The following is an 18,127-nucleotide window of genomic DNA, read 5'->3' on the forward strand; positions in this document are numbered from 1 at the left end:
AGCAGGCGTGATCACCCGGGCCGCGGGAACTCGGCTTTTCGCGCTCTCGGCGGGCACCGATCTCCTTCCCGCAAGTCCCCGGGTTCCGTCCCGGCGGCCAGTGGCCTCAATGCCAGTCGCGGCAGACGTATTTGATTTCCATGAAGGCCTCCATGCCGCGCCGGGCGCCCTCGCGGCCGATGCCCGATTGCTTCATGCCGCCGAACGGGATCGGCGCGCCGGTGACCTTGGTCCGGTTCACCGCGACCATGCCGTATTGCAGCGCCCGCGAGACCCGGTAGATCCGGCGCGGATTCAGGCTGTGGACATAGGCCACCAGCCCGAACTCGCTGTCATTGGCGCGGGCGATCACCTCCTCCTCGGTCTCGAAGGGGGTCAGCGCGGCGACCGGGCCGAAGGTCTCCTCGCGCATGATCTTCGCAGCGTCGGGCACGTCGGTCAGAACCGTCGGCGCGTAGAACAGCGGCCCCAAAGGCAACCGCTGGCCGCCGCAGGCAAGTTTCGCCCCCTTTGCAAGGGCGTCGGCCACATGATCCTCCTGCTTGGCGAGCGCGCCTTCGTTCATCAGCGGACCGATATCGGGATCGTCCATGCCGCGGCCCACGGTCAGGGCCTCGGTGGCGGCGGTGAAGCGGCGGCAGAATTCGTCATAGACAGGACGCTCGACATAGATCCGGTTGGCGCCCAGGCAGTCCTGCCCCGAGGTCGCGAACTTGGCCTTGATGGTCTCGGACACGGCATGGTCGAGCTCGGCGCCCGAGAAGACGATCACCGGGGCATGGCCGCCCAGCTCGAGCACCAGCCGTTTCACGGTGGCGGCCGACTGGCGATACAGCAGACGTCCCACCTCGGTCGAGCCGGTGAAGGACAACGCCCGCACGCGCGCATCCTCGGTCCAGGGGCCGACGATGGTGGCCGCATCGCCGGTCACGACATTGAAGACCCCGGGCGGCACGCCCGCGCGCGCGGCCAGTTCGGCCAGCGCCAGGGCCGAATGCGGCGTCTCGGCCGACGGATGCGCCAGTACCGAACAGCCCGCCGCCAGCGCCGCCGCGGCCTTGCGGGTCAGCATCGCCGCCGGGAAATTCCAAGGCGTGATCAGGGCGACCACGCCCACGGGTTCCAGCCAGAGCTCGACCTCGGCATCGGGCAGATGCGAGGTGACGCCCTCGATATTGGGGCGCTTGGCCTCCTCGGCATAGAATTCGATGAAGGAGGCGGCATAGTCGATCTCGCCGCGGGCCTCGGACAGCGGCTTGCCCTGCTCGACGGTCATGATCCGGGCCAGATCCTCGCGCGCCTCGGTGACCAGTTCGAACCAGCGGCGCAGGATCGCGCTGCGATCCTGGGGCAGGGTATGGGCCCAGCCGGGAAAGGCGGCCTGCGCGCTGTCTATGGCGGCGCGGGAACGCTCGACGCTCATGGCGGCGACACGGCCCAGCACCGCGCCGTCGGCGGGGTCGCGGACCTCGAACCGGGTGTCGGCCCCGACCCAGTCCCCGTCGATATAGGACCTGTCGCGCAGCAGGTCGCTGTCGGAAAGCCCGGTCCGGTCGGCGATGGTATTCCCTGTCATGCGAATTCTCCTTTCCCGCCAAGCCTCGCATGCAAGGCCGCGTCGAGAAACCCCTGACCTGCCGAGGGCGGCCGCGATCGGGAAGGAAGCCCATGAAGTCGCGCATGGCGGGCCCGGGACGCGCCCGGGCCGTCGGGATCACCCGGTGCGGCGCGCCCCGCGCAACGCCCGGACAAGCTGGCGCAGGATCGCCATGCTCCAGAGGCCGATGGTCAGCACGCCCAGCACCGCCGAGGCCGGACGCTCGAAGAAGCCCGCCAGCGCACCCTGGGTGCTGATCAGCGACTGCATCAGGTTCTGCTCGACGATCCGGCCCATGACGATTCCGAGGACCGCGGGCGCCAGCGGCAGACCGGCCGCGTTCATGCCCACCGCCAGCCCGCCGAGCCCCAGCATGACCAGAAGCCCCGACATGTCGTTGTTGATGGCGAAGGCCCCGAGGCAGGCCAACACCAGCAGGGTGGGCGCGATCACCGCCGTCGGGACCCTCAGCACCAGCCCCGCCATCCGGATCGCGATCCAGCCGAAGGGCAGCAGCATCAGGTTGGCGAGGAAGAAGACCAGAAACACCGCATAGACGATCTGGCCGTTCTCGACGAAGACCATCGGTCCGGGATTGACGCCCTTGAGATACAGCACCCCGATGGCGATGGCGGTGATGGTGTCGCCCGGAATGGCGAAGACCAGCGCCGGGATCCAGGCCCCCGCAAGCGCCGCGTTATTGGCCGAGCCACCGGCCACGATGGGCTCGATATGGCCCTTGCCCCATTTCTCGGGCTCGCGCGTCACCCGGCGGGTGACGGCAACCGAGATCCAGGCCGCGATATCGGCCCCCGCCCCCGGCAGCGAGCCGATGGCCGTGCCCATGACCGACCCGCGCAGCCCGGGCCACCAGTAGCGCCGCCCGGCCCGCCCGATCTTCTTCAGCGCCGAGCCGGGCTCGGCCTCGGGCAGCCGGAGACGCGGGCTGCGGTCGGACAGCAGCCGTAGGATCTCGGGCAGGGCGAACATGCCGATCAGGGCCGGGATGAAGGAAATCCCTTCCAGCAAGGCCCAGGAGCCGAAGGTGAAGCGCGGATAGCCGGTGGTGTAATCCATGCCGACGCAGGCGATCAGAAGGCCGATCATCAGCGCGCCCATGCCCTTGAGCAGATCGTCGCCCGCCACCAGCACGGCACAGCTGAGCCCCAGACAGCCCAGCCAGAAGAATTCGAAGCTGGAAAAGCTCAGCGCGAAATCGGCGAGGAGCGGGGCCGCGGCAATCAGGATCACGGTGCCGATCACGCCGCCGATCATGCCGAAAACCGCCGAGGCGCCGATGACGAAGCTTGCCTCGCCCTTGCGGACCAGCGCATTGGCATCGGTCATGTAGGCGGCCGAGGCCGGCGTGCCGGGGATGCGCAGCAGTGCGCCCGGAATGTCGCCCGCGAAGATCGACATCGCCGCTGCCGAGACGATCGAGGCAATGGCCGCGACCGGCGACAACAGGAAGGTGATCGGGATCAGCAGTGCCACCGCCATGGTCGCGGTCAGCCCCGGCAGCGCGCCCACCACGAAGCCGAAGAACGAGGCGACCACGATCGACAGGATCGTGTCGGGGGTGGCGATCAGCGCCATCGCTCCGATCAGATCGCCCAGCATCACAGCACCCCCGTCAGCAGCCCCGAGGGCAGCGGCACCCGCAGCAGCACCCGGAAGATCAGATCGAAGGCGACGGTCAGCCCGAGGGCCAGCGTCAGCGACAGGACCGGGCGGCGATAGACCGCCAGCAGCCCCGAGATCAGGATGGCGAAGACAAGGATCTGGCTGCCCAGCCGCTCGGCCAGAAACACCACGGCCAGCACCGAGCTTACTATATAGACCGTCGCCAGCAGCGCGCGGCGGATCTCGCCATGGCTGGGCAGCTCCAGCAGGGCGGGCAGCCCGCCTGCCGCCCGCACCCCGCGCAGGACGAGGCCGGTACCGAACAGCACCAGCCCGATCCCGACGAGCCGGGGGAACAGGTCGGGGCCATAGATCTGGCCCGCGACCTGCGGGAAGCCCGCCACATACCAGATCACCGCGCCGCCCAGCGCCGCCAGCAGCGCCCCGGCCAGTGCATCATGGATCCGCATCGCCCTGCCCGTCCCGGCTCAGTCGTTCAGCCGGTCGAAGATGGCCTGCATCTTGGCCAGATCCTCGGCCATGAAGGCCTCGAATTCGGGACCGGGCCGCCAGACATGCTTGAAGCCGCGCTCTTCGAGGGTGGCCACGAAACTGTCGCTGTTGGCGGCCTTCTCGACGGCGGCGCTCAGCATCTTCAGCGCGGCCGGGTCCATGCCCTTCGGCCCGGTCACGCCGTGCCAGAGGCCATAGGTATAGTCGATCCCCTGCTCCTTCAGCGTCGGCACCTCGGGGAAGATCGCCACCCGCTCGGCGGCCATGGTCGCAAGCGGCCGCAACTTGCCGGCCTCGATCAGCGCGCGGGCCTCGACCAGCGAGGCGGTCGAGAAATCGCTGTTGCCCGCAGCCACGTCGAGATGGCCCTTGGTGCCGCCCTGGGTCGGGACCCAGATCACCTGATCGGGCGCCAGGTCCAGCGCGAACATTAGCCCGAGGAAGCCCGCATGCCAGCTGGCCCCCGGAGCAGCGCCGGTGCCCTTGATGGTGGCGGGATTTTCGCGGATCGCGGCGACCAGATCGTCCATCGTCCGGTAGGGCGCATCGGCCGCGACGGTGACGCTGCCCGGCAGCTCGTTGGTCTGGCCAAGCGCGGTCATGTCGGCATGGGTCAGCTCGGTCAGGCCCTGCGGCTTGTACAGCGAGATGTCCGAGGCGATCAGCCCGATGGTGTAGCCGTCGGGCCGGGCATGGGCGATGGCGGTCTGCCCCGGAATGCCGCCGCCGCCCGCGCGGTTGACCACATTCACGGGCTGGCCCAGTTCCTTTTCCAGCTCGACCGCCAGCGTCCGCGCCACGATATCGGTGCCGCCCCCCGCCGGATAGGGCACGATCAGCTGCACCGGCCGGTCGGGAAACTCGGCCCAGGCCGCCCCCGCCGTCAATGTCAGCGAAAGCCCCGCGATCAGTGCCGTTGTCCTGGTCATTTCGTTGTCCTCCCTCGTTTCAATTCAGTCCGGGCAGGTCGAGCCCGTAGGTGTGGGCGGCCGTTCCGGCAAAGAAGGCCCGGCGGTCGGCCTCGGGCAGATCCGAGGTGACGGCCATGAAATCCGCGATCAGGTCGGGGAAACTGCGGAACATCCCGTCGACCGGCATGTTGCTGGCAAACATCGCCCGGCCGGCGCCGAAGATCTCGATACAGGTCAGGATCACCTCGCGCTGCGCCTCGGTGGTCCAGGCCTCGCCCGGCACGCCAAGCCCGCTGATCTTTATCCGGATATTGGGCCGGGCCGCAGCGACCGAAAGCGCGCGGCGCCAGTCGGCCAGCACCGCCGGATCGCGGCTGCCGGGCACGCCGGCATGGTTGATCACGATCATCGTCTCGGGAAAATCGCGGGCCAGCTCGGCCGCGTCGGGCAGATGCCAGAACGGCGTCTGCAACTCGAAATGCAGGCCATGGGCGGCCAGCCCGGCATAGCCGCGGCGGAAGTCGGGGCAACGCATCGAGCCCGCAAGCGCATGGGCCTCGTGCCAGTCGGCGGCGCGGGCGAAGGCCTTCGGCTTGTGGCGCAGCGAGCGGACCAGCGGAAAGGCGGCCTGCGCCGCGATCAGTTCATGCGCGCCCGGCCGGTCCAGCCAGACCTGCGCGGTCATCGCCGCGGGAAAACCGGTTTTTGCATGCAGATCGGCGATCCAGCGGGCCTCGCCCAGCGGGTCCTCGGGGGTCCATTCGGCCTCCATGTGGACGGCGGCGGCGATGGTCCACGGCCGGGTCGCGGCCCGGTAATCGGCGGGCAGGTAGTCGCGCTTGACCTCGGAATAATCGCCATAGCGATGCGGGTGCAGCACGCCCTCGGCCAGCCAAGGATGCCTGCCCAGCGACAGGTCCCACATGTGGCAATGGGCATCGACGATCTGAACCGTCTCGGCTCCGGCGCGGCGTGTCATGGCTCCTCCCTCGGCACGTCTCGGAAGGAGATTTGCATGCAATACGGAAATAATGTCAAAGAAATTTCACGAAAACCGCAATATTTCTTAATTTTTGAATGCAGATCAGCAGTTTGCGACAGCCGTTTCGAGGGCGCGGCGCGCGACTTTCCAACCGGCGCGATGGTGCGCGCGCAGCAACTCCCTCAGAAGGGGACCTTCGCGCCGCTGCAGCGCGTCGAGGATCTGGGCATGTTCCTGAACCGCCCGCGCCCAGCGGCCGTGATCGCGGTTGCCCGCAAAGCGGAACCGGCGGATCCGCGCGCTTTCGCTGGCATAGACCCGCGACAGCGCCTCGTTCTGCGCGGCATCGATGATCTTCTGGTGGATCGCCTGGTTGATGTGGAAATAATCCATCAGCGCGCGGCGTTTGAAGGCCTCGCCCATCCTTGCGTCAAGCTCGGCGATTTCCTCGATCATTTCGGGCGTTGCATGCTCGACCGCACGCTCGGCCCCGATGCTTTCCAGCCCGATCAGGATTTCCAGCGAATCCTCGACATCCTCGGGCGACAGCCGCACCACGGTGGCCCCGGCATTGGGCCGGATCGAGACCAGGCCCTCGCCATCGAGGATCTTGAACGCCTCGCGCAGCGGCGTGCGCGAAATTCCCAGCCGCTCGGTCAGGACGCGCTCGTTGATCCGCTCGCCGGGCGCGATCTCGCCGCTGACGATGAGATCGCGGACGAATTGCGTCACCAGAATCGAGCGCTGCCCCCGCGGCCAGGCCGCAACTTCCTCCGACATCGCCTGCCACTTGTCCTCGGCCATGCCCCCTCCCCTTATTGCATGCAATCACCCTAAAAAACCTCGGCAGCCTAGGCAAGACTGTTGACGTATCGTATTTTGCATGCAACTCATGCTCGAAATGCCGATTCAGGCGGTGAAAGAGGGCCCTGCCCAGGGAATTGCGTGCGATATGCGCGTTCTGGGGCGCCGCGCCCCGTCAGCCAATCCGAGGACGAGAATGAATTACCACACCTATTTCGGCGCCGGGGACCGCAAGGTCGAGGCCTGCGTGATCGGCACCGGCGGCTTCGGGCGCAGCTTCCTGGCCCAGGGCCGCAAGGTTCCGGCGCTGTCGGTCCGGATCGGCGTCGATGTCAGCGCCGAGGCCGCGGCCGCCGCGATGCGCGATGTGGGCATTCCCGAGGACCGGATCCGCATCGTGACCGGCGCCGCCGAGGCGCTGGCCGCCTTCGAGGCGGGCGCCCATGTGGCAGCGGGCGATTTCGCCCATGTCGCCGCGCTGCCCTTTGCAGTCGCGGTCGAGGCCACCGGCAATCCTGTTCACGGCGCCCGCCATGCCCGACTGGCGATCGAGGCCGGCAAGCATGTCGCGATGGTCTCGAAAGAGGTCGACAGCGTGGTCGGCCCCGGGCTGGCCGCCATGGCGGCCGAGAAGGGGCTGATCGTGACGCCGGTCGATGGCGACCAGCCAAGCCTGCTGATCGGGCTGATCACCTGGGCCGAGACGCTGGGGCTCGAGATCGTCGCGGCGGGCAAGTCGAGCGAATATGATTTCGTCTTCGACCGCGAGACCGGCACCATCCTGTGCAACGGCGCCACCTATCCGGCGGCAGAATTCGCCCCCTATGCCCGGATGGGAGACATGGAGCCGGCCGCGCTGGTCGCCGCCCGCGCCGAGGCCGCCCGGGCCCTGCCGCAGCGCGCGGTGCCCGATCTCTGCGAGATGACCGTGGTCGCCAATGCCTGCGCCATGGGCGTCGACCGCCCCGAGCTGCATTGCCCGATCGCCCGGATCGACGAGGTGCCCTCGATCCTCTGCCCGGTCGCGGATGGCGGCATTCTGAGCCGCGGCGGCGTTCTCGACGTCTTCCACTGCCTGCGCGAGCCGGGCGAGATCAGCTTTGCCGGCGGCGTCTTCGTGGTGATCCGCTGCGATCATGCCGACACCTGGGAGATGTTGCGCGAGAAGGGCCATGTCGTCAGCCGCAACGGCCGCACCGCGATGGTCTTCCTGCCGCGCCACCTGCTGGGGCTCGAGGCCGCAACCTCGATCCTCGAGGTCGGCCTCCGGGGCGTGTCGAGCGGCGCGCCCATGCCTGCCCATCATGCCGATCTGGTCGCCCATGCCGACCGCGACCTCGCTGCGGGCCATGTGCTGAAGATGGGCGGCCATCATCATTCGATCGACGGCGTCTCGGCCCGGATCCTGCCCGGCGGACCGCTCTCCGAGGACAGCCCCGCGCCATTCTACCTGGCCTCCGACTGCCGACTCTCGCGCGACGTGGCCGCGGGCCAGCCGATCCGGATGCGGGATATCGAGATCCCCGAGAACAGTCCGCTGGCCGCGCTGCGTGACGTGCAGGACAGCCATTTCGCACCATCCGGCCAGACCGCCTGACCGGCCCCAGATCACGACACGGGAGGAAACCGTCATGACCCTGAACCGACGCAGCTTCATCGCCACCGCCGGCGCCGCCGGCGCCCTTCTGGCCGCGCCCTCGATCCTTGGCGCCGCAGGCAGGATCACCCTGCGCATGGGGCATCCGCATCCCGAGACCGACAGCTGGCAGGACACCGCGCTTTGGATGGGCGAGACCCTGGCCGAGAAATCCGGCGGCAGGATCGGCCTGCAGGTCTTCCCCAACGGGCTCCTGGGCAACGACCCGACGATGATCAACTCGGTCCGGGCCGGCGCGCTCGACATCATGGTCACCGGCAACCCGTTCTTCACCAGCCTCGCGCCCGAGCTGAACGTGCTCGACCTGCCCTATCTGTTCCGCGACCGCGACCATGTCGCCCGGGTGCTGGATGGCGAGATCGGCGACCGGCTGAGAAGGGATTTCGACGGCACCGGGCTTTATGCGCTGGCGCTGTGGGAAACCGGCTGGCGCCATGTCACCAACAGCCGCCGCCCGGTCGAGACCCCCGCCGACATCAAGGGGCTCAAGATCCGCACCACGCCGAACCCGGCCCATATCGAGGCCTTCCGCCTGCTGGGCGCGGTGCCGACCCCGATGGCCTTCACCGAGCTGTTCACCGCGCTCGAGATGGGGGCGGTCGACGGACAGGAAAACCCGACCACGCTGATTCTCAACTCGCGATTCTACGAGGCGCAGAAGTATCTTTCCCTGACCCGGCACGCCTTCACCGCGGCGCCGCTGGTGACCAATGCCGCGAAGCTCGAGGCCATGGACGAGGACATGCGCACCCTGCTGATCGAGACCGCGCGGGAAGGCGCCAAACGCCAGCGTGCGATGAATGTCGAGCGCGAGGTGACCAGCCTGGCCACACTGCGGCAGGAAGGCATGGAGGTGGTCGAGACCCCCGATCGCGAGGCCTTCCGCGCCATCGTGGCCGAGCCGGTGCAGGCCACTTTCGGCGAGGAGTTCGGCCCGGATCTGGTCGCGCAGATCAACGCCGCCTGAGCACGCCGCACGACCGGGCGGAGGCGCCCGAACAGAAGGGAAAGCCATGACGATCGTCGATCTCAGCATGACCGTGGGCCCGCATTTCCGCTGGGCACCCGAGATTTCGGTGACGGGAGACAAGGGCGCGGGCGACCAGTTCCGCGTGACGCGCCTGTCGACCACCTGTCATGGCTTTTCCCATGTCGACGCCCAGGCCCATTTCATCGAGAACGGCCCCACCATCGAGGCGACCCCGCTCGAGCGCGTGGTGGGGCCCTGCCGCATCTTCGATCTCTCGGCCGTCGCGCCCGATGAGGAAATCGGCCCCGAGACGCTGGCCGCGGCCGATCCCGGCGGCGCAGAGGGCGAGATCCTGCTGCTGGCCGTGCAATGGGACCTCAAACGCGATGCCGGCACCCGCGAATTCTGGACCGAAGCGCCCTGGCTGAACCGGGAGGCCTCGGACTACCTGCTGGCGCAAAAGCCCAGCGCGGTCGCCGTCGACTTTCCGCAGGATTACCCGATCCGGCTTCTGCTTGACGGCATCACGGTGCCCGATGCCGAGCATGTGACCCATGACGTGCTGCTGCGCGCGGGCGTGACGTTGATCGAATATGTCGTCAACACCGCGGCGCTGAAGGGCCCGCGGACCTTCCTTTGTGCGGCCCCCCTGAAGATCCGCAATGCCGATGGCGCCCCGGCGCGGATCTTCGCCATCGAGGACATGGCCTGATGCGCCCAGCCCGCATCGCGGCACAGGCGGTCCGCGCCGCCGATCGGGTGCTGGCGGCCGTCGAGGCGCTTTTGGTGCTGGTGCTGGCTGCGATGACGCTTCTCGTCTTCTTCAACGTCGTACTGCGCTACGGCTTCGATACCGGCATCACCATCACCGACGAGGTCTCGCGCATGATGTTCGTCTGGATCGCCTTCGCGGGCGGCATCGCGGTCTCGCGGCGCCAGCAGCAGCTGGGCATCGACGTGCTGGTCGCGGCCCTGCCGCCGCTGCTGCGCCGGATCGCCCATGTGGTGGGCAATCTGGCGGTTCTGGCCTGCTGCCTCGTGCTGGCTACGGGCGCCTGGACCCAGATGCAGCTGAACTGGACCAATACCGCGCCCGTATCTGGTCTGCCGACCGCGATCACCTATGCCGCGCCCTGGTTCGCGGCCATCGGCATCGGCTGTGTCGCGCTGGCCAATGCGCTTGGCGCAGCCTTCGGCCTGACCGCCGGCATCATGGCCTCCGGCAAGGAGGATCCCGGCGCGTGACCACCATCCTGATCTTCGTGGGCGTCCTTCTCGTCACCGCCGTCGCGGGCATTCCCATCGCCTTCGGGCTGATGCTGGCGGGCATCGCGATGCTGTGGCAGCTCGGCATGCTCGACTGGCAGTCGATCGCGCTGCAGATGACCAACAGCGCCGACAGCTTCCCGCTGCTGGCCATTCCGTTCTTCCTGCTGGCGGGCGAGGCGATGAACGCGGGCGGCCTGTCACGGCGGCTGGTCAATCTCGGGCTCGCGCTGGTCGGACATCTGCGCGGCGGGCTTGGCTATGTGGCCATCGTGACGGCCGTTCTGCTGGCCAGCCTCTCGGGCTCGGCCATCGCCGATACCGCCGTGCTGGCGGGCATGCTGGTGCCGATCATGCGCCAATCGGGTTATCCGATGGGCCGGGCCTCGGGGCTGATCGCCTCGGGCGGGATCATCGCCCCGGTCATTCCGCCCTCGATCGGCTATATCGTCTTCGGGGTCGCGGGCAATGTCTCGATCACCCGGCTGTTCCTGTCGGGCATCGTGCCCGGCGTCGCCATGGCGCTGGCGCTGACCGCGACCTGGTGGCTTATGTGCCGCCGCGAGAACATGGCCACCCTGCCGCGCCGCTCGGGCCCCGAGATCCGCTCGGCCCTGGTCGATGCGGTGGTGGCGATGATGCTGCCGGTGATCATCGTCGGCGGGCTCAAATTCGGCATCTTCACCCCGACCGAGGCCGGCGTGGTGGCCTGCATCTACGCCCTTCTGGCCGGCACCGTCATCTATCGCGAGATCACTCTCGGGGTGCTTTACGAATGCATGCTGAACGCGGTGCGCACCACCGCCGCGGTGATGCTGCTGATCGCCGCCGCCGGGATCACCGCCTATGCCATCACCATCGCCGGGGTGCCGCAGCAACTGGCCGGGCTGCTCGGGCCGCTGGCCCAGCACCAGACCCTGTTGATGCTGGCCATCGTCGTCATCGTGATCCTGGTCGGCACCGCGCTCGACTTCATCCCGACCCTGCTTGTGCTGACGCCGGTCCTGCTGCCCATCGCCAAGCAGGCGGGCATCGATCCTGTCTATTTCGGCGTGATCTTCATGATGTCGGCCGCCATCGGGCTTCTGACCCCGCCGGTCGGCGCTGTGCTGAACGTGGTCTGCGCCGTGGCCCGCCAGCAATATGCCGATGTGGTCCGGGGGGTCGCGCCCTTCATCCTTGTCCAGGTCCTGCTGCTGCTGGTGCTGGTGCTGTTTCCGCAAATCGTCATCCTGCCGGGGCGCTGGCTGTACTAGGCCCGTTCCCGGCGTTTCTCTCATCGCTTCCCGAGGAGGCTGCCATGATCCTGGGTGCCATCGCCGACGACCTGACAGGCGCGACCGACCTGTCGCTGATCCTTGCGCGCAGCGGCATGCGCGTCGTCCAGACCATCGGACTGCCGGACGATCTTGGCGCCGTCGCGGCCGAGGCCGATGCCGTGGTGGTCGCGCTGAAATCCCGCACCATCCCGGCCGACGAGGCGGTCGCGATGTCGCTCGATGCCGCACGCGCGCTGCAGGCGGCGGGGGCGCGACGCTTCTTCTTCAAGTATTGCTCGACATTCGATTCCACCGATGAGGGCAATATCGGCCCCGTGACCTCGGCGCTGATGGCGCATTTCGACATGGAATGCAGTGTCGCCTGTCCGTCCTTCCCCGAAAACGGCCGCACCGTCTATCAGGGCCATCTCTTCGTCCATGACAGGCTGATCTCGGAAAGCCCGATGAAGGACCACCCGCTGACGCCGATGCGCGACCCCGATCTGGTCCGGGTGCTGTCGCGGCAGACCGAGCGGCCGGTGCATCTGGTGCCGCTGGCCACCATGCGCGGCGCGCCCGGCAGCATCGCCGCGCAGGTCACCGAGACCCCCGGCATCTTCATCCTCGACGCCATCGACGACGGCGACCTGCGCGCCATCGCCCGAGATCTGGCCGATCTGCCGCTCATCACCGGCGGCTCAGCCGTCGCGATGGGGCTGCCCGAGATCTACCGCGCCCGGGGCTGGCTGACCGAGGCCGCCGCCCAGGCCCCGTTCGAGGCGCCCCCGGGCAAGGGCGTGATCCTTGCCGGCTCCTGTTCCGAGATGACCCGCAAACAGATCGCTGCGGCCCGGCGGGCCGGGCTGCCGATGCTGAAGATCGATGCCGAGGGCATCGCCGGGGGCCGGATCACCGCTGCGGGCGTGGTCGATTTCGTCGAGAAGGCCGCGGCGGAAACCCCGCTGCCGCCCGTCGTCTATTCCAGCGCCGATCCCGAGACCGTGGCCCGCGCCCAGAAGGCGCTGGGACGGATGCGGGCGGGCGAGATGGTCGAGACCCTTCTGGGCGAGGTCGCCGCCCTCCTCGCCGCGCGCGGCTTTACCCGGATCATCTCGGCCGGGGGCGAGACATCGGGCGCGGTCGCAGGCGCGCTTGGCGCCTCGGCGCTCCGGATCGGGCCCGAGATCGACCCGGGCGTGCCCTGGGTGATGACGCTGGATGGCAACCGCCCGCTCTGCCTTGCGCTGAAATCGGGCAATTTCGGAGCCGAAGACTTCTTTCTCAAAGCCTGGGAGCTGCTGGCATGACCGCGATCCTGTCCGAAGCCACCACCGCGCGCGACCGGATCTGCGCCGCGGGCAAGTCGATCTTCGATCGCGGCCTCACCTTCGGGTCGACCGGCAATATCAGCGTCCGGCTGTCGGACGGCTCGATGCTGATGACGCCCACCAATGCCTGCCTCGGCGCGCTCGACCCGGCGCGGCTGTCGCGGTTCTCCGCCGACGGACAGTTCCTCGACGGCGACCGGCCGACCAAGGAATCCTTCCTGCACATGTGCATGTATTGCAAGCGCCCGCATTCGAACGCGGTCGTGCATCTGCATTCGACCCATTCGGTCGCTGTCAGCATCCTTGCGGGTGTCGATGAACAGGACGTGCTGCCGCCCCTGACCGCCTATTACGTGATGCGGGTGGGCCGCCTGCCCCTGATCCCGTATTTCGCGCCGGGCGACGAGAAACTGGCCCGCGCGGTCGAGGAACGGGCGGGCGATCACCACGCCGTGCTGCTGGCCAATCACGGGCCGGTGGTGGCGGGCGGCAGCCTCGAAGAGGCGCAATACGCGACCGAAGAGCTGGAAGAGACCGCCCGGCTGTTCCTGATGCTGCAGGGGCACCGGATCCGTCCCCTCAGCGAGGAAGAGGCCGGGGCGCTGCGCGCGCGCGTATGACCCTCAGCACCAGCCATGGGCCCGAGGGCCCCTGGGGCCTCGTCCCGGGACCCCGGCCAACTCGCGATCACGACCGCGCCGATCCCCGGGACCGGCCCGATCAACCCCCTGAAGAGCATCGGTCCGCCGGACCTCGGGGCGGTCGGCCCGGCGCCGCGACCGGCCGCGAAACGGTCGGGAAAAACCGTCGCACAGGGCGACGACGCGGACCGGCCATGGGCCTCCTGATCAGATCCCCCCGGTGCAAGCCCCTCCGCGGGGTGTCGCCGCCTTGGCCTGCGATTGCCCCGACGGAGCCTGCGCCCGTGTGACGGGGGCGCCGGTTTTCCGCCCGTCCTCTCTCCCGCGCCGGGACGCGCTCAGGACAGGGTGACGAAATAGTCGAGTTCCTCGTTCACCAGATGGCAGACCCGCAGCTCGACCACCCGGTCCAGCACATCGACCGCCGCGCGCCGCATCAGCAGGACCGGCGCGCCCGTCTCGAGCCCCAGCGCCGCCGCCACATCGGCCGGGGCGCCCACCGCACGCAGCTTTTCATCGGCGCGTACGATGATGATCGAATAGGCCCGCTGATACAGCACATAAAGCGCGTTCGGCAGCGGCGCCCGGTCGGTGATGCCCGGATAAAGCGCGGGCGGCAGGCAGGATCTCTCATGGGTCGCCTTCTTGCCGCCGACCGAGCGGACCCGGGTGATCTCGATCACCTCCTCGGGCCGCCCGAACAGCGCCGCGCGCTCTCCGGCCGTCGCTTTCCGCCGGATCACGGTTTCCGACACCAGCTCGGGCGCGGTGAGGGTGCCGTCGGGGCTGCGCAGGCGGAAGAAGTTGAACAGCGACATCTCGGGCGTGCGCAGGGTGACGAAGGTGCCGCGCCCCTGCGCGCGCTGCACCAGCCCGCGCGCTTCCAGCTCGCTCAACGCCTTGCGCGCCGTACCCTGGCTGACCCCAAGCTCGGCCCCCAGCTGGGTCTCGCTTGGCAACAGCGCGCCCGAAGGCAGCTCGCCCGACGCGATTCGCGCGACGATGGTGTCGATCACGGTCTGATAGAGCGGTGTCGCCATGGGTCAGCCTCCTGAACTTCCCGTGAGATAGCATTTCTTCGCAAAGGCGGACAAGTCCATTACAATAAGTCTTGTATAAGATTAGATGTACATGTTAACCAGCCCAAGACTTGCAATCTGGGCAGTGAGGAGGACCAGACAGTGGGCAAACCACATCTTCTGAAACACGATCATTCCGACAATGTCGGCGTCGTGGTCGTCGAGGGGCTGACCGCGGGCACCGAGATGCTCTGCGTCGTGACCGCCGACAATTCGGATTTCACCGTGATCGCAAAGGCCGACATCCCGATCGGCCACAAGGTCGCGCTGAGCGATCTGAAGGAAGGCGACACGGTGATGAAATACGGCGAGGACATCGGCCGGATGGTCGGGGCCGCCAGTGTCGGCGAGCACGTCCATGTCCATAACTGCAAGACCAAACGGTGGTGACCCATGCCCTTTGATTTCAAGTCCATGACCGTCAACGCCTGGCGCCGCGAGAACGGCCGCGTCGGCGTGCGCAACCATGTCCTGATCCTGCCGGTGGACGACATCTCCAACGCGGCCTGCGAGGCCGTCGCCAATAACGTCAAGGGCACGCTGGCGATCCCGCATGCCTATGGCCGTCTGCAATTCGGCGAAGACCTCGAGCTGCATTTCCGCACCATCATCGGCACCGGCGCCAACCCGAACGTCGCCGCCGTGGTGGTGATCGGCATCGAGCCGGAATGGACCCAGGTCATCGTCGACGGCATCGCCAAAACCGGCAAACCGGTCGCGGGCTTCTCGATCGAGCAGAAGGGCGATTTCGAGACCATCCGTGCGGCCAGCTGGAAGGCCAAGGAATACGTGCAATGGGCGACCGAGCTGCAGAAGGAGGCCTGCCCGGTCTCGGATCTCTGGATCTCGACCAAATGCGGCGAAAGCGACACCACCACCGGCCTGTCTTCCTGTCCGACCGTCGGCAACATGTATGACAAGCTGCTGCCCGAAGGGATCTATGGCTGCTTCGGCGAGACCTCCGAGATCACCGGGGCCGAGCATATCTGCGAGAAACGCGCCGCGACCCCGGAGGCCGCCACCGCCTTCCGCAAGATCTTCGATGCCTATCAGGACGAGGTGATCGAGGCCCACAAGACCTCGGACCTGTCGGACAGCCAGCCGACCAAGGGCAACATCCTCGGCGGGCTGACCACGATCGAGGAAAAGGCGCTTGGCAATCTCGAGAAGATCGGCCGGAGCTCGACCTATATCGACGCCATGGGGCCTGCGGTCGCGCCCGAAAAGGGGCCGGGGCTCTACTTCATGGACACCTCATCGGCGGCGGCGGAATGTGTCACGCTGATGGCGGCGGCGGGCTATGTGATCCACACCTTCCCCACCGGCCAGGGCAATGTCATCGGCAACCCGATCGTGCCGGTGATCAAGATCTCGGGCAACCCGCGCACCCTGCGCACCATGTCCGAGCATATCGACGTCGACGTGACCGGCGTGCTGACCCGCGAGCAGACCATCGACCAGGCCGGCGACGCCCTGATCGAGATGATCATTCGCACCGCCAATGGCCGCAACACCGCGGCCGAGGCGCTCGGGCATCGCGAATTCTCGCTGACCAAGCTGTACCGGTCGGCCTGATGCGCGTTGTCGTCTCCGAGTTCATGGACACCGAGGCGCTCGCCGGGTTCGGCGAGGATGTCGAGGTGGTCTATGACCCGGGCCTTGTGGACGACCGGGGGGCGCTCATCGCGGCGCTCCCCGGCACCCATGGCCTGATCGTGCGCAACCGGACGCAGGTCGATGCCGCCTTGCTGGAAGCGGCGCCCGAGCTGCGCGTCGTCGGCCGGCTTGGCGTCGGGCTCGACAATATCGACCTCGCTTCCTGCAAGGCGCGCGGCGTCACCGTCTGCCCGGCGACCGGCGCCAATACCCGGTCGGTTGCGGAATATGTCATCTCGACCGCGCTGTCGCTCTTGCGCGGCGCCTATGCCTCGAATGCGGCGATGATCGCGGGCGAGTGGCCGCGCAATGCGTTGATCGGCGGCGAGGCCTCGGGCCGGGTGATGGGGCTTGTGGGCTATGGCGGCATCGCCCGCGCGGTGGCCGAACGTGCCCGCGCGCTGGGAATGCGGATCGCGGCCCATGACCCCTTTCTCGACGCCGCGGACCCGGCCTGGCAGGGGGTCGAGCGCTGCAGCCTGCCCGAGCTTCTGGCCCGGGCCGATGTGCTGTCGCTGCATGTTCCGCTGACCGAGGGCACCCGCAACCTGATCGGCCCCGAGGCGATCTCGGCGATGAAACCGGGCGCGATTGTCATCAACACCGCCCGCGGCGGCGTGATCGACGAGGCGGCGCTGGCCCGGGCGCTGAGCGAAGGCCGGCTTGGGGGCGCCGCGCTCGATGTCTTCGCGACAGAACCCTTGACGGCAGAGGCCGGACGGGTTTTCCAGGGAGTTCAGAACCTTATACTGACCCCGCATATCGCGGGCGTCACCGGTGAGGGCAATGTGCGGGTCAGCACCGTCACCGTCCGCAACGTGAAAGAGGCGCTTGCCCATGCCCCGGCCTGATGCAGAGATGCCCCGCGCCGAGGCCGAGGCGCTGATCGCCCGCATCCTCGAGGCCAGCGGCACCTCGGCGCGCAATGCCCGCAGCGTGGCGCGCGCCCTTGTCGCCGCCGAGATCGACGGCCAGGCCGGGCACGGCTTTTCCCGTGTCGCCTCCTATGCGGCGCAGGCCGGGTCGGGCAAGGTCACCGGGGCGGCCTGCCCCGTGGCCGTGCGTGCCGGGGCCCGGGTCGATATCGACGCGCGGAACGGCTTTGCCTATCCGGCCATCGACCTCGCCATCGCCGAGCTGACCGAAATGGCGCCCGAATACGGCATCGCCATGGCCGCGATCAGCCGTTCGCATCATTGCGGGCAGCTCGGCGCCCATGTCGAACGGCTGGCCGAGGCCGGGGTCGCGGCGCTGATGGTCGCCAACACGCCGAAGGCGATGGCGCCCTGGGGCGGCCGCGCGGCGCTGTTCGGCACCAATCCCATCGCCTTCGCCGCCCCGCGCCCGGGCCACCCGCCGCTGGTGATCGACCTGTCGCTGTCGAAGGTGGCGCGTGGCAAGGTGATGGCGGCCTCGAAATCCGGCCAGCCGATCCCCGAGGGCTGGGCGCTCGATGCCGAAGGACGGCCGACGACCGATCCCGAGGCCGCGCTGGGCGGCACGATGGTGCCCGCGGGCGATACCAAGGGCGCCGCGCTGGCGCTGGTGGTCGAGATCCTGGCCGCGACCCTGACCGGGGCCAACCGCTCGGACGAGGCCAGCTCGTTCTTCGAGGCCGAGGGCGCGCCGCCCGGCGTCGGCCAGACCATCCTGGCCTTCGACGTCGCGCGGGTGCCGGGCTTCGGCGAGCGGCTCGAGGGGCTTCTGGGCGCGATGCTGGCGCAGGAGGGCACGCGGCTGCCGGGGCAAAAACGGCTGAGGGGCCGCGCCGACAGCGCCGGGCGCGTCCGTGTCCCGGGCCATATCATGGAGGAGCTTTCGGCCCTGCCGTCCTGACGGCG

The 18,127-nt window shown here is 68.3% G+C and carries 18 protein-coding genes; 11 read left to right on the forward strand and 7 right to left on the reverse strand.

What is annotated here, in order from left to right; translation table 11 throughout:
• Window positions 1-106 precede the first annotated feature (106 nt).
• The 6 genes from B5V46_RS17655 to B5V46_RS17680 all read right to left on the reverse strand — a co-directional run bounded on the left by B5V46_RS17655 (window position 107) and on the right by B5V46_RS17680 (window position 6,430).
• The gene (locus B5V46_RS17655) at window positions 107-1,576 is read right to left on the reverse strand and encodes an NAD-dependent succinate-semialdehyde dehydrogenase (RefSeq protein ID WP_080617803.1); all 1,470 of its coding nucleotides are present in this window, start codon (window positions 1,574-1,576) and stop codon (window positions 107-109) included.
• A 138-nt stretch (window positions 1,577-1,714) separates the two neighbouring features.
• Window positions 1,715-3,217 carry a tripartite tricarboxylate transporter permease gene (locus B5V46_RS17660; RefSeq protein WP_080617804.1) on the reverse strand — a complete coding sequence of 501 codons (1,503 nt, stop codon included), beginning with the start codon at window positions 3,215-3,217 and terminating at the stop codon, window positions 1,715-1,717.
• Complete coding sequence (locus tag B5V46_RS17665) at window positions 3,217-3,690, reverse strand: tripartite tricarboxylate transporter TctB family protein (RefSeq protein ID WP_080617805.1); 474 nt, start codon at window positions 3,688-3,690, stop codon at window positions 3,217-3,219. The genes B5V46_RS17660 and B5V46_RS17665 overlap by 1 nt, the downstream gene beginning before the upstream one ends.
• 18 nt (window positions 3,691-3,708) lie before the next feature.
• Complete coding sequence (locus B5V46_RS17670) at window positions 3,709-4,662, reverse strand: tripartite tricarboxylate transporter substrate binding protein (RefSeq protein ID WP_080617806.1); 954 nt, start codon at window positions 4,660-4,662, stop codon at window positions 3,709-3,711.
• 19 nt (window positions 4,663-4,681) lie between these two features.
• Window positions 4,682-5,623 carry an amidohydrolase gene (locus B5V46_RS17675; RefSeq protein WP_080617807.1) on the reverse strand — a complete coding sequence of 314 codons (942 nt, stop codon included), beginning with the start codon at window positions 5,621-5,623 and terminating at the stop codon, window positions 4,682-4,684.
• 105 nt (window positions 5,624-5,728) lie between these two features.
• On the reverse strand, window positions 5,729-6,430 hold the full coding sequence (locus tag B5V46_RS17680; RefSeq protein ID WP_080617808.1) for a GntR family transcriptional regulator: 702 nt from the start codon (window positions 6,428-6,430) through the stop codon (window positions 5,729-5,731).
• 196 nt (window positions 6,431-6,626) lie between these two features.
• On the opposite strand from B5V46_RS17680, the gene B5V46_RS17685 reads away from it, so the two are divergent.
• The 7 genes from B5V46_RS17685 to otnC are packed head-to-tail and all read left to right on the forward strand — an operon-like array spanning window position 6,627 to window position 13,530.
• Window positions 6,627-8,027, forward strand: a complete 1,401-nt coding sequence (locus B5V46_RS17685) for an NAD(P)H-dependent oxidoreductase (RefSeq protein ID WP_080617809.1) — start codon at window positions 6,627-6,629, stop codon at window positions 8,025-8,027.
• A gap of 34 nt (window positions 8,028-8,061) precedes the next feature.
• Window positions 8,062-9,054 carry a TRAP transporter substrate-binding protein gene (locus B5V46_RS17690; protein ID WP_080617810.1) on the forward strand — a complete coding sequence of 331 codons (993 nt, stop codon included), beginning with the start codon at window positions 8,062-8,064 and terminating at the stop codon, window positions 9,052-9,054.
• Between the two features lie 46 nt (window positions 9,055-9,100).
• Window positions 9,101-9,769: a cyclase family protein gene (locus tag B5V46_RS17695; RefSeq protein ID WP_080617811.1), complete on the forward strand. Its 669-nt coding sequence runs from the start codon at window positions 9,101-9,103 to the stop codon at window positions 9,767-9,769.
• Window positions 9,769-10,302 carry a TRAP transporter small permease gene (locus tag B5V46_RS17700; RefSeq protein ID WP_080617812.1) on the forward strand — a complete coding sequence of 178 codons (534 nt, stop codon included), beginning with the start codon at window positions 9,769-9,771 and terminating at the stop codon, window positions 10,300-10,302. Before B5V46_RS17695 ends, B5V46_RS17700 begins: the two co-directional genes overlap by 1 nt.
• Window positions 10,299-11,579 carry a TRAP transporter large permease gene (locus tag B5V46_RS17705; RefSeq protein ID WP_080617813.1) on the forward strand — a complete coding sequence of 427 codons (1,281 nt, stop codon included), beginning with the start codon at window positions 10,299-10,301 and terminating at the stop codon, window positions 11,577-11,579. The genes B5V46_RS17700 and B5V46_RS17705 overlap by 4 nt, the downstream gene beginning before the upstream one ends.
• 44 nt (window positions 11,580-11,623) lie before the next feature.
• Complete coding sequence (gene otnK / locus B5V46_RS17710) at window positions 11,624-12,889, forward strand: 3-oxo-tetronate kinase (RefSeq protein ID WP_080617814.1); 1,266 nt, start codon at window positions 11,624-11,626, stop codon at window positions 12,887-12,889.
• A complete protein-coding gene (gene otnC, locus B5V46_RS17715) occupies window positions 12,886-13,530 on the forward strand; it encodes a 3-oxo-tetronate 4-phosphate decarboxylase (protein ID WP_080617815.1) in 645 nt (214 codons plus the stop codon). The genes otnK and otnC overlap by 4 nt, the downstream gene beginning before the upstream one ends.
• 359 nt (window positions 13,531-13,889) lie before the next feature.
• Here otnC and B5V46_RS17720 read toward each other — a convergent pair whose 3' ends face one another.
• A complete protein-coding gene (locus tag B5V46_RS17720; RefSeq protein WP_080617816.1) occupies window positions 13,890-14,591 on the reverse strand; it encodes a GntR family transcriptional regulator in 702 nt (233 codons plus the stop codon).
• Between the two features lie 141 nt (window positions 14,592-14,732).
• Here B5V46_RS17720 and B5V46_RS17725 point away from each other — a divergent pair, with 141 nt between their 5' ends.
• The 4 genes from B5V46_RS17725 to B5V46_RS17740 are packed head-to-tail and all read left to right on the forward strand — an operon-like array spanning window position 14,733 to window position 18,122.
• Window positions 14,733-15,020: a UxaA family hydrolase gene (locus tag B5V46_RS17725; RefSeq protein WP_080617817.1), complete on the forward strand. Its 288-nt coding sequence runs from the start codon at window positions 14,733-14,735 to the stop codon at window positions 15,018-15,020.
• 3 nt (window positions 15,021-15,023) lie between these two features.
• Window positions 15,024-16,205, forward strand: coding sequence for a UxaA family hydrolase (locus B5V46_RS17730; RefSeq protein WP_080617818.1), 1,182 nt, complete (start codon window positions 15,024-15,026; stop codon window positions 16,203-16,205).
• Entirely contained in the window at window positions 16,205-17,137 is a 933-nt protein-coding gene (locus B5V46_RS17735) for a hydroxyacid dehydrogenase (RefSeq protein WP_080617819.1), read from the forward strand. Before B5V46_RS17730 ends, B5V46_RS17735 begins: the two co-directional genes overlap by 1 nt.
• Window positions 17,124-18,122, forward strand: coding sequence for an Ldh family oxidoreductase (locus tag B5V46_RS17740; protein ID WP_231119172.1), 999 nt, complete (start codon window positions 17,124-17,126; stop codon window positions 18,120-18,122). Before B5V46_RS17735 ends, B5V46_RS17740 begins: the two co-directional genes overlap by 14 nt.
• The last annotated feature ends 5 nt before the right edge of the window (window positions 18,123-18,127 follow it).

The organism is Rhodovulum sp. MB263 (assembly GCF_002073975.1).
Classification (GTDB): domain Bacteria; phylum Pseudomonadota; class Alphaproteobacteria; order Rhodobacterales; family Rhodobacteraceae; genus Rhodovulum.

Excerpts from the sequence above, each read along its gene's own strand:
- B5V46_RS17740 (WP_231119172.1), top strand. The coding sequence starts at position 17,124 with ATGCCCCGGCCTGATGCAGAGATGCCCCGCGCCGAGGCCGAGGCGCTG.
- B5V46_RS17695 (WP_080617811.1), top strand. The coding sequence starts at position 9,101 with ATGACGATCGTCGATCTCAGCATGACCGTGGGCCCGCATTTCCGCTGG.
- B5V46_RS17665 (WP_080617805.1), bottom strand. The coding sequence starts at position 3,690 with ATGCGGATCCATGATGCACTGGCCGGGGCGCTGCTGGCGGCGCTGGGC.
- B5V46_RS17690 (WP_080617810.1), top strand. The coding sequence starts at position 8,062 with ATGACCCTGAACCGACGCAGCTTCATCGCCACCGCCGGCGCCGCCGGC.
- B5V46_RS17670 (WP_080617806.1), bottom strand. The coding sequence starts at position 4,662 with ATGACCAGGACAACGGCACTGATCGCGGGGCTTTCGCTGACATTGACG.
- B5V46_RS17680 (WP_080617808.1), bottom strand. The coding sequence starts at position 6,430 with ATGGCCGAGGACAAGTGGCAGGCGATGTCGGAGGAAGTTGCGGCCTGG.
- B5V46_RS17735 (WP_080617819.1), top strand. The coding sequence starts at position 16,205 with ATGCGCGTTGTCGTCTCCGAGTTCATGGACACCGAGGCGCTCGCCGGG.
- otnC (WP_080617815.1), top strand. The coding sequence starts at position 12,886 with ATGACCGCGATCCTGTCCGAAGCCACCACCGCGCGCGACCGGATCTGC.
- B5V46_RS17655 (WP_080617803.1), bottom strand. The coding sequence starts at position 1,576 with ATGACAGGGAATACCATCGCCGACCGGACCGGGCTTTCCGACAGCGAC.
- B5V46_RS17675 (WP_080617807.1), bottom strand. The coding sequence starts at position 5,623 with ATGACACGCCGCGCCGGAGCCGAGACGGTTCAGATCGTCGATGCCCAT.
- otnK (WP_080617814.1), top strand. The coding sequence starts at position 11,624 with ATGATCCTGGGTGCCATCGCCGACGACCTGACAGGCGCGACCGACCTG.
- B5V46_RS17685 (WP_080617809.1), top strand. The coding sequence starts at position 6,627 with ATGAATTACCACACCTATTTCGGCGCCGGGGACCGCAAGGTCGAGGCC.
- B5V46_RS17730 (WP_080617818.1), top strand. The coding sequence starts at position 15,024 with ATGCCCTTTGATTTCAAGTCCATGACCGTCAACGCCTGGCGCCGCGAG.
- B5V46_RS17720 (WP_080617816.1), bottom strand. The coding sequence starts at position 14,591 with ATGGCGACACCGCTCTATCAGACCGTGATCGACACCATCGTCGCGCGA.
- B5V46_RS17700 (WP_080617812.1), top strand. The coding sequence starts at position 9,769 with ATGCGCCCAGCCCGCATCGCGGCACAGGCGGTCCGCGCCGCCGATCGG.
- B5V46_RS17660 (WP_080617804.1), bottom strand. The coding sequence starts at position 3,217 with ATGCTGGGCGATCTGATCGGAGCGATGGCGCTGATCGCCACCCCCGAC.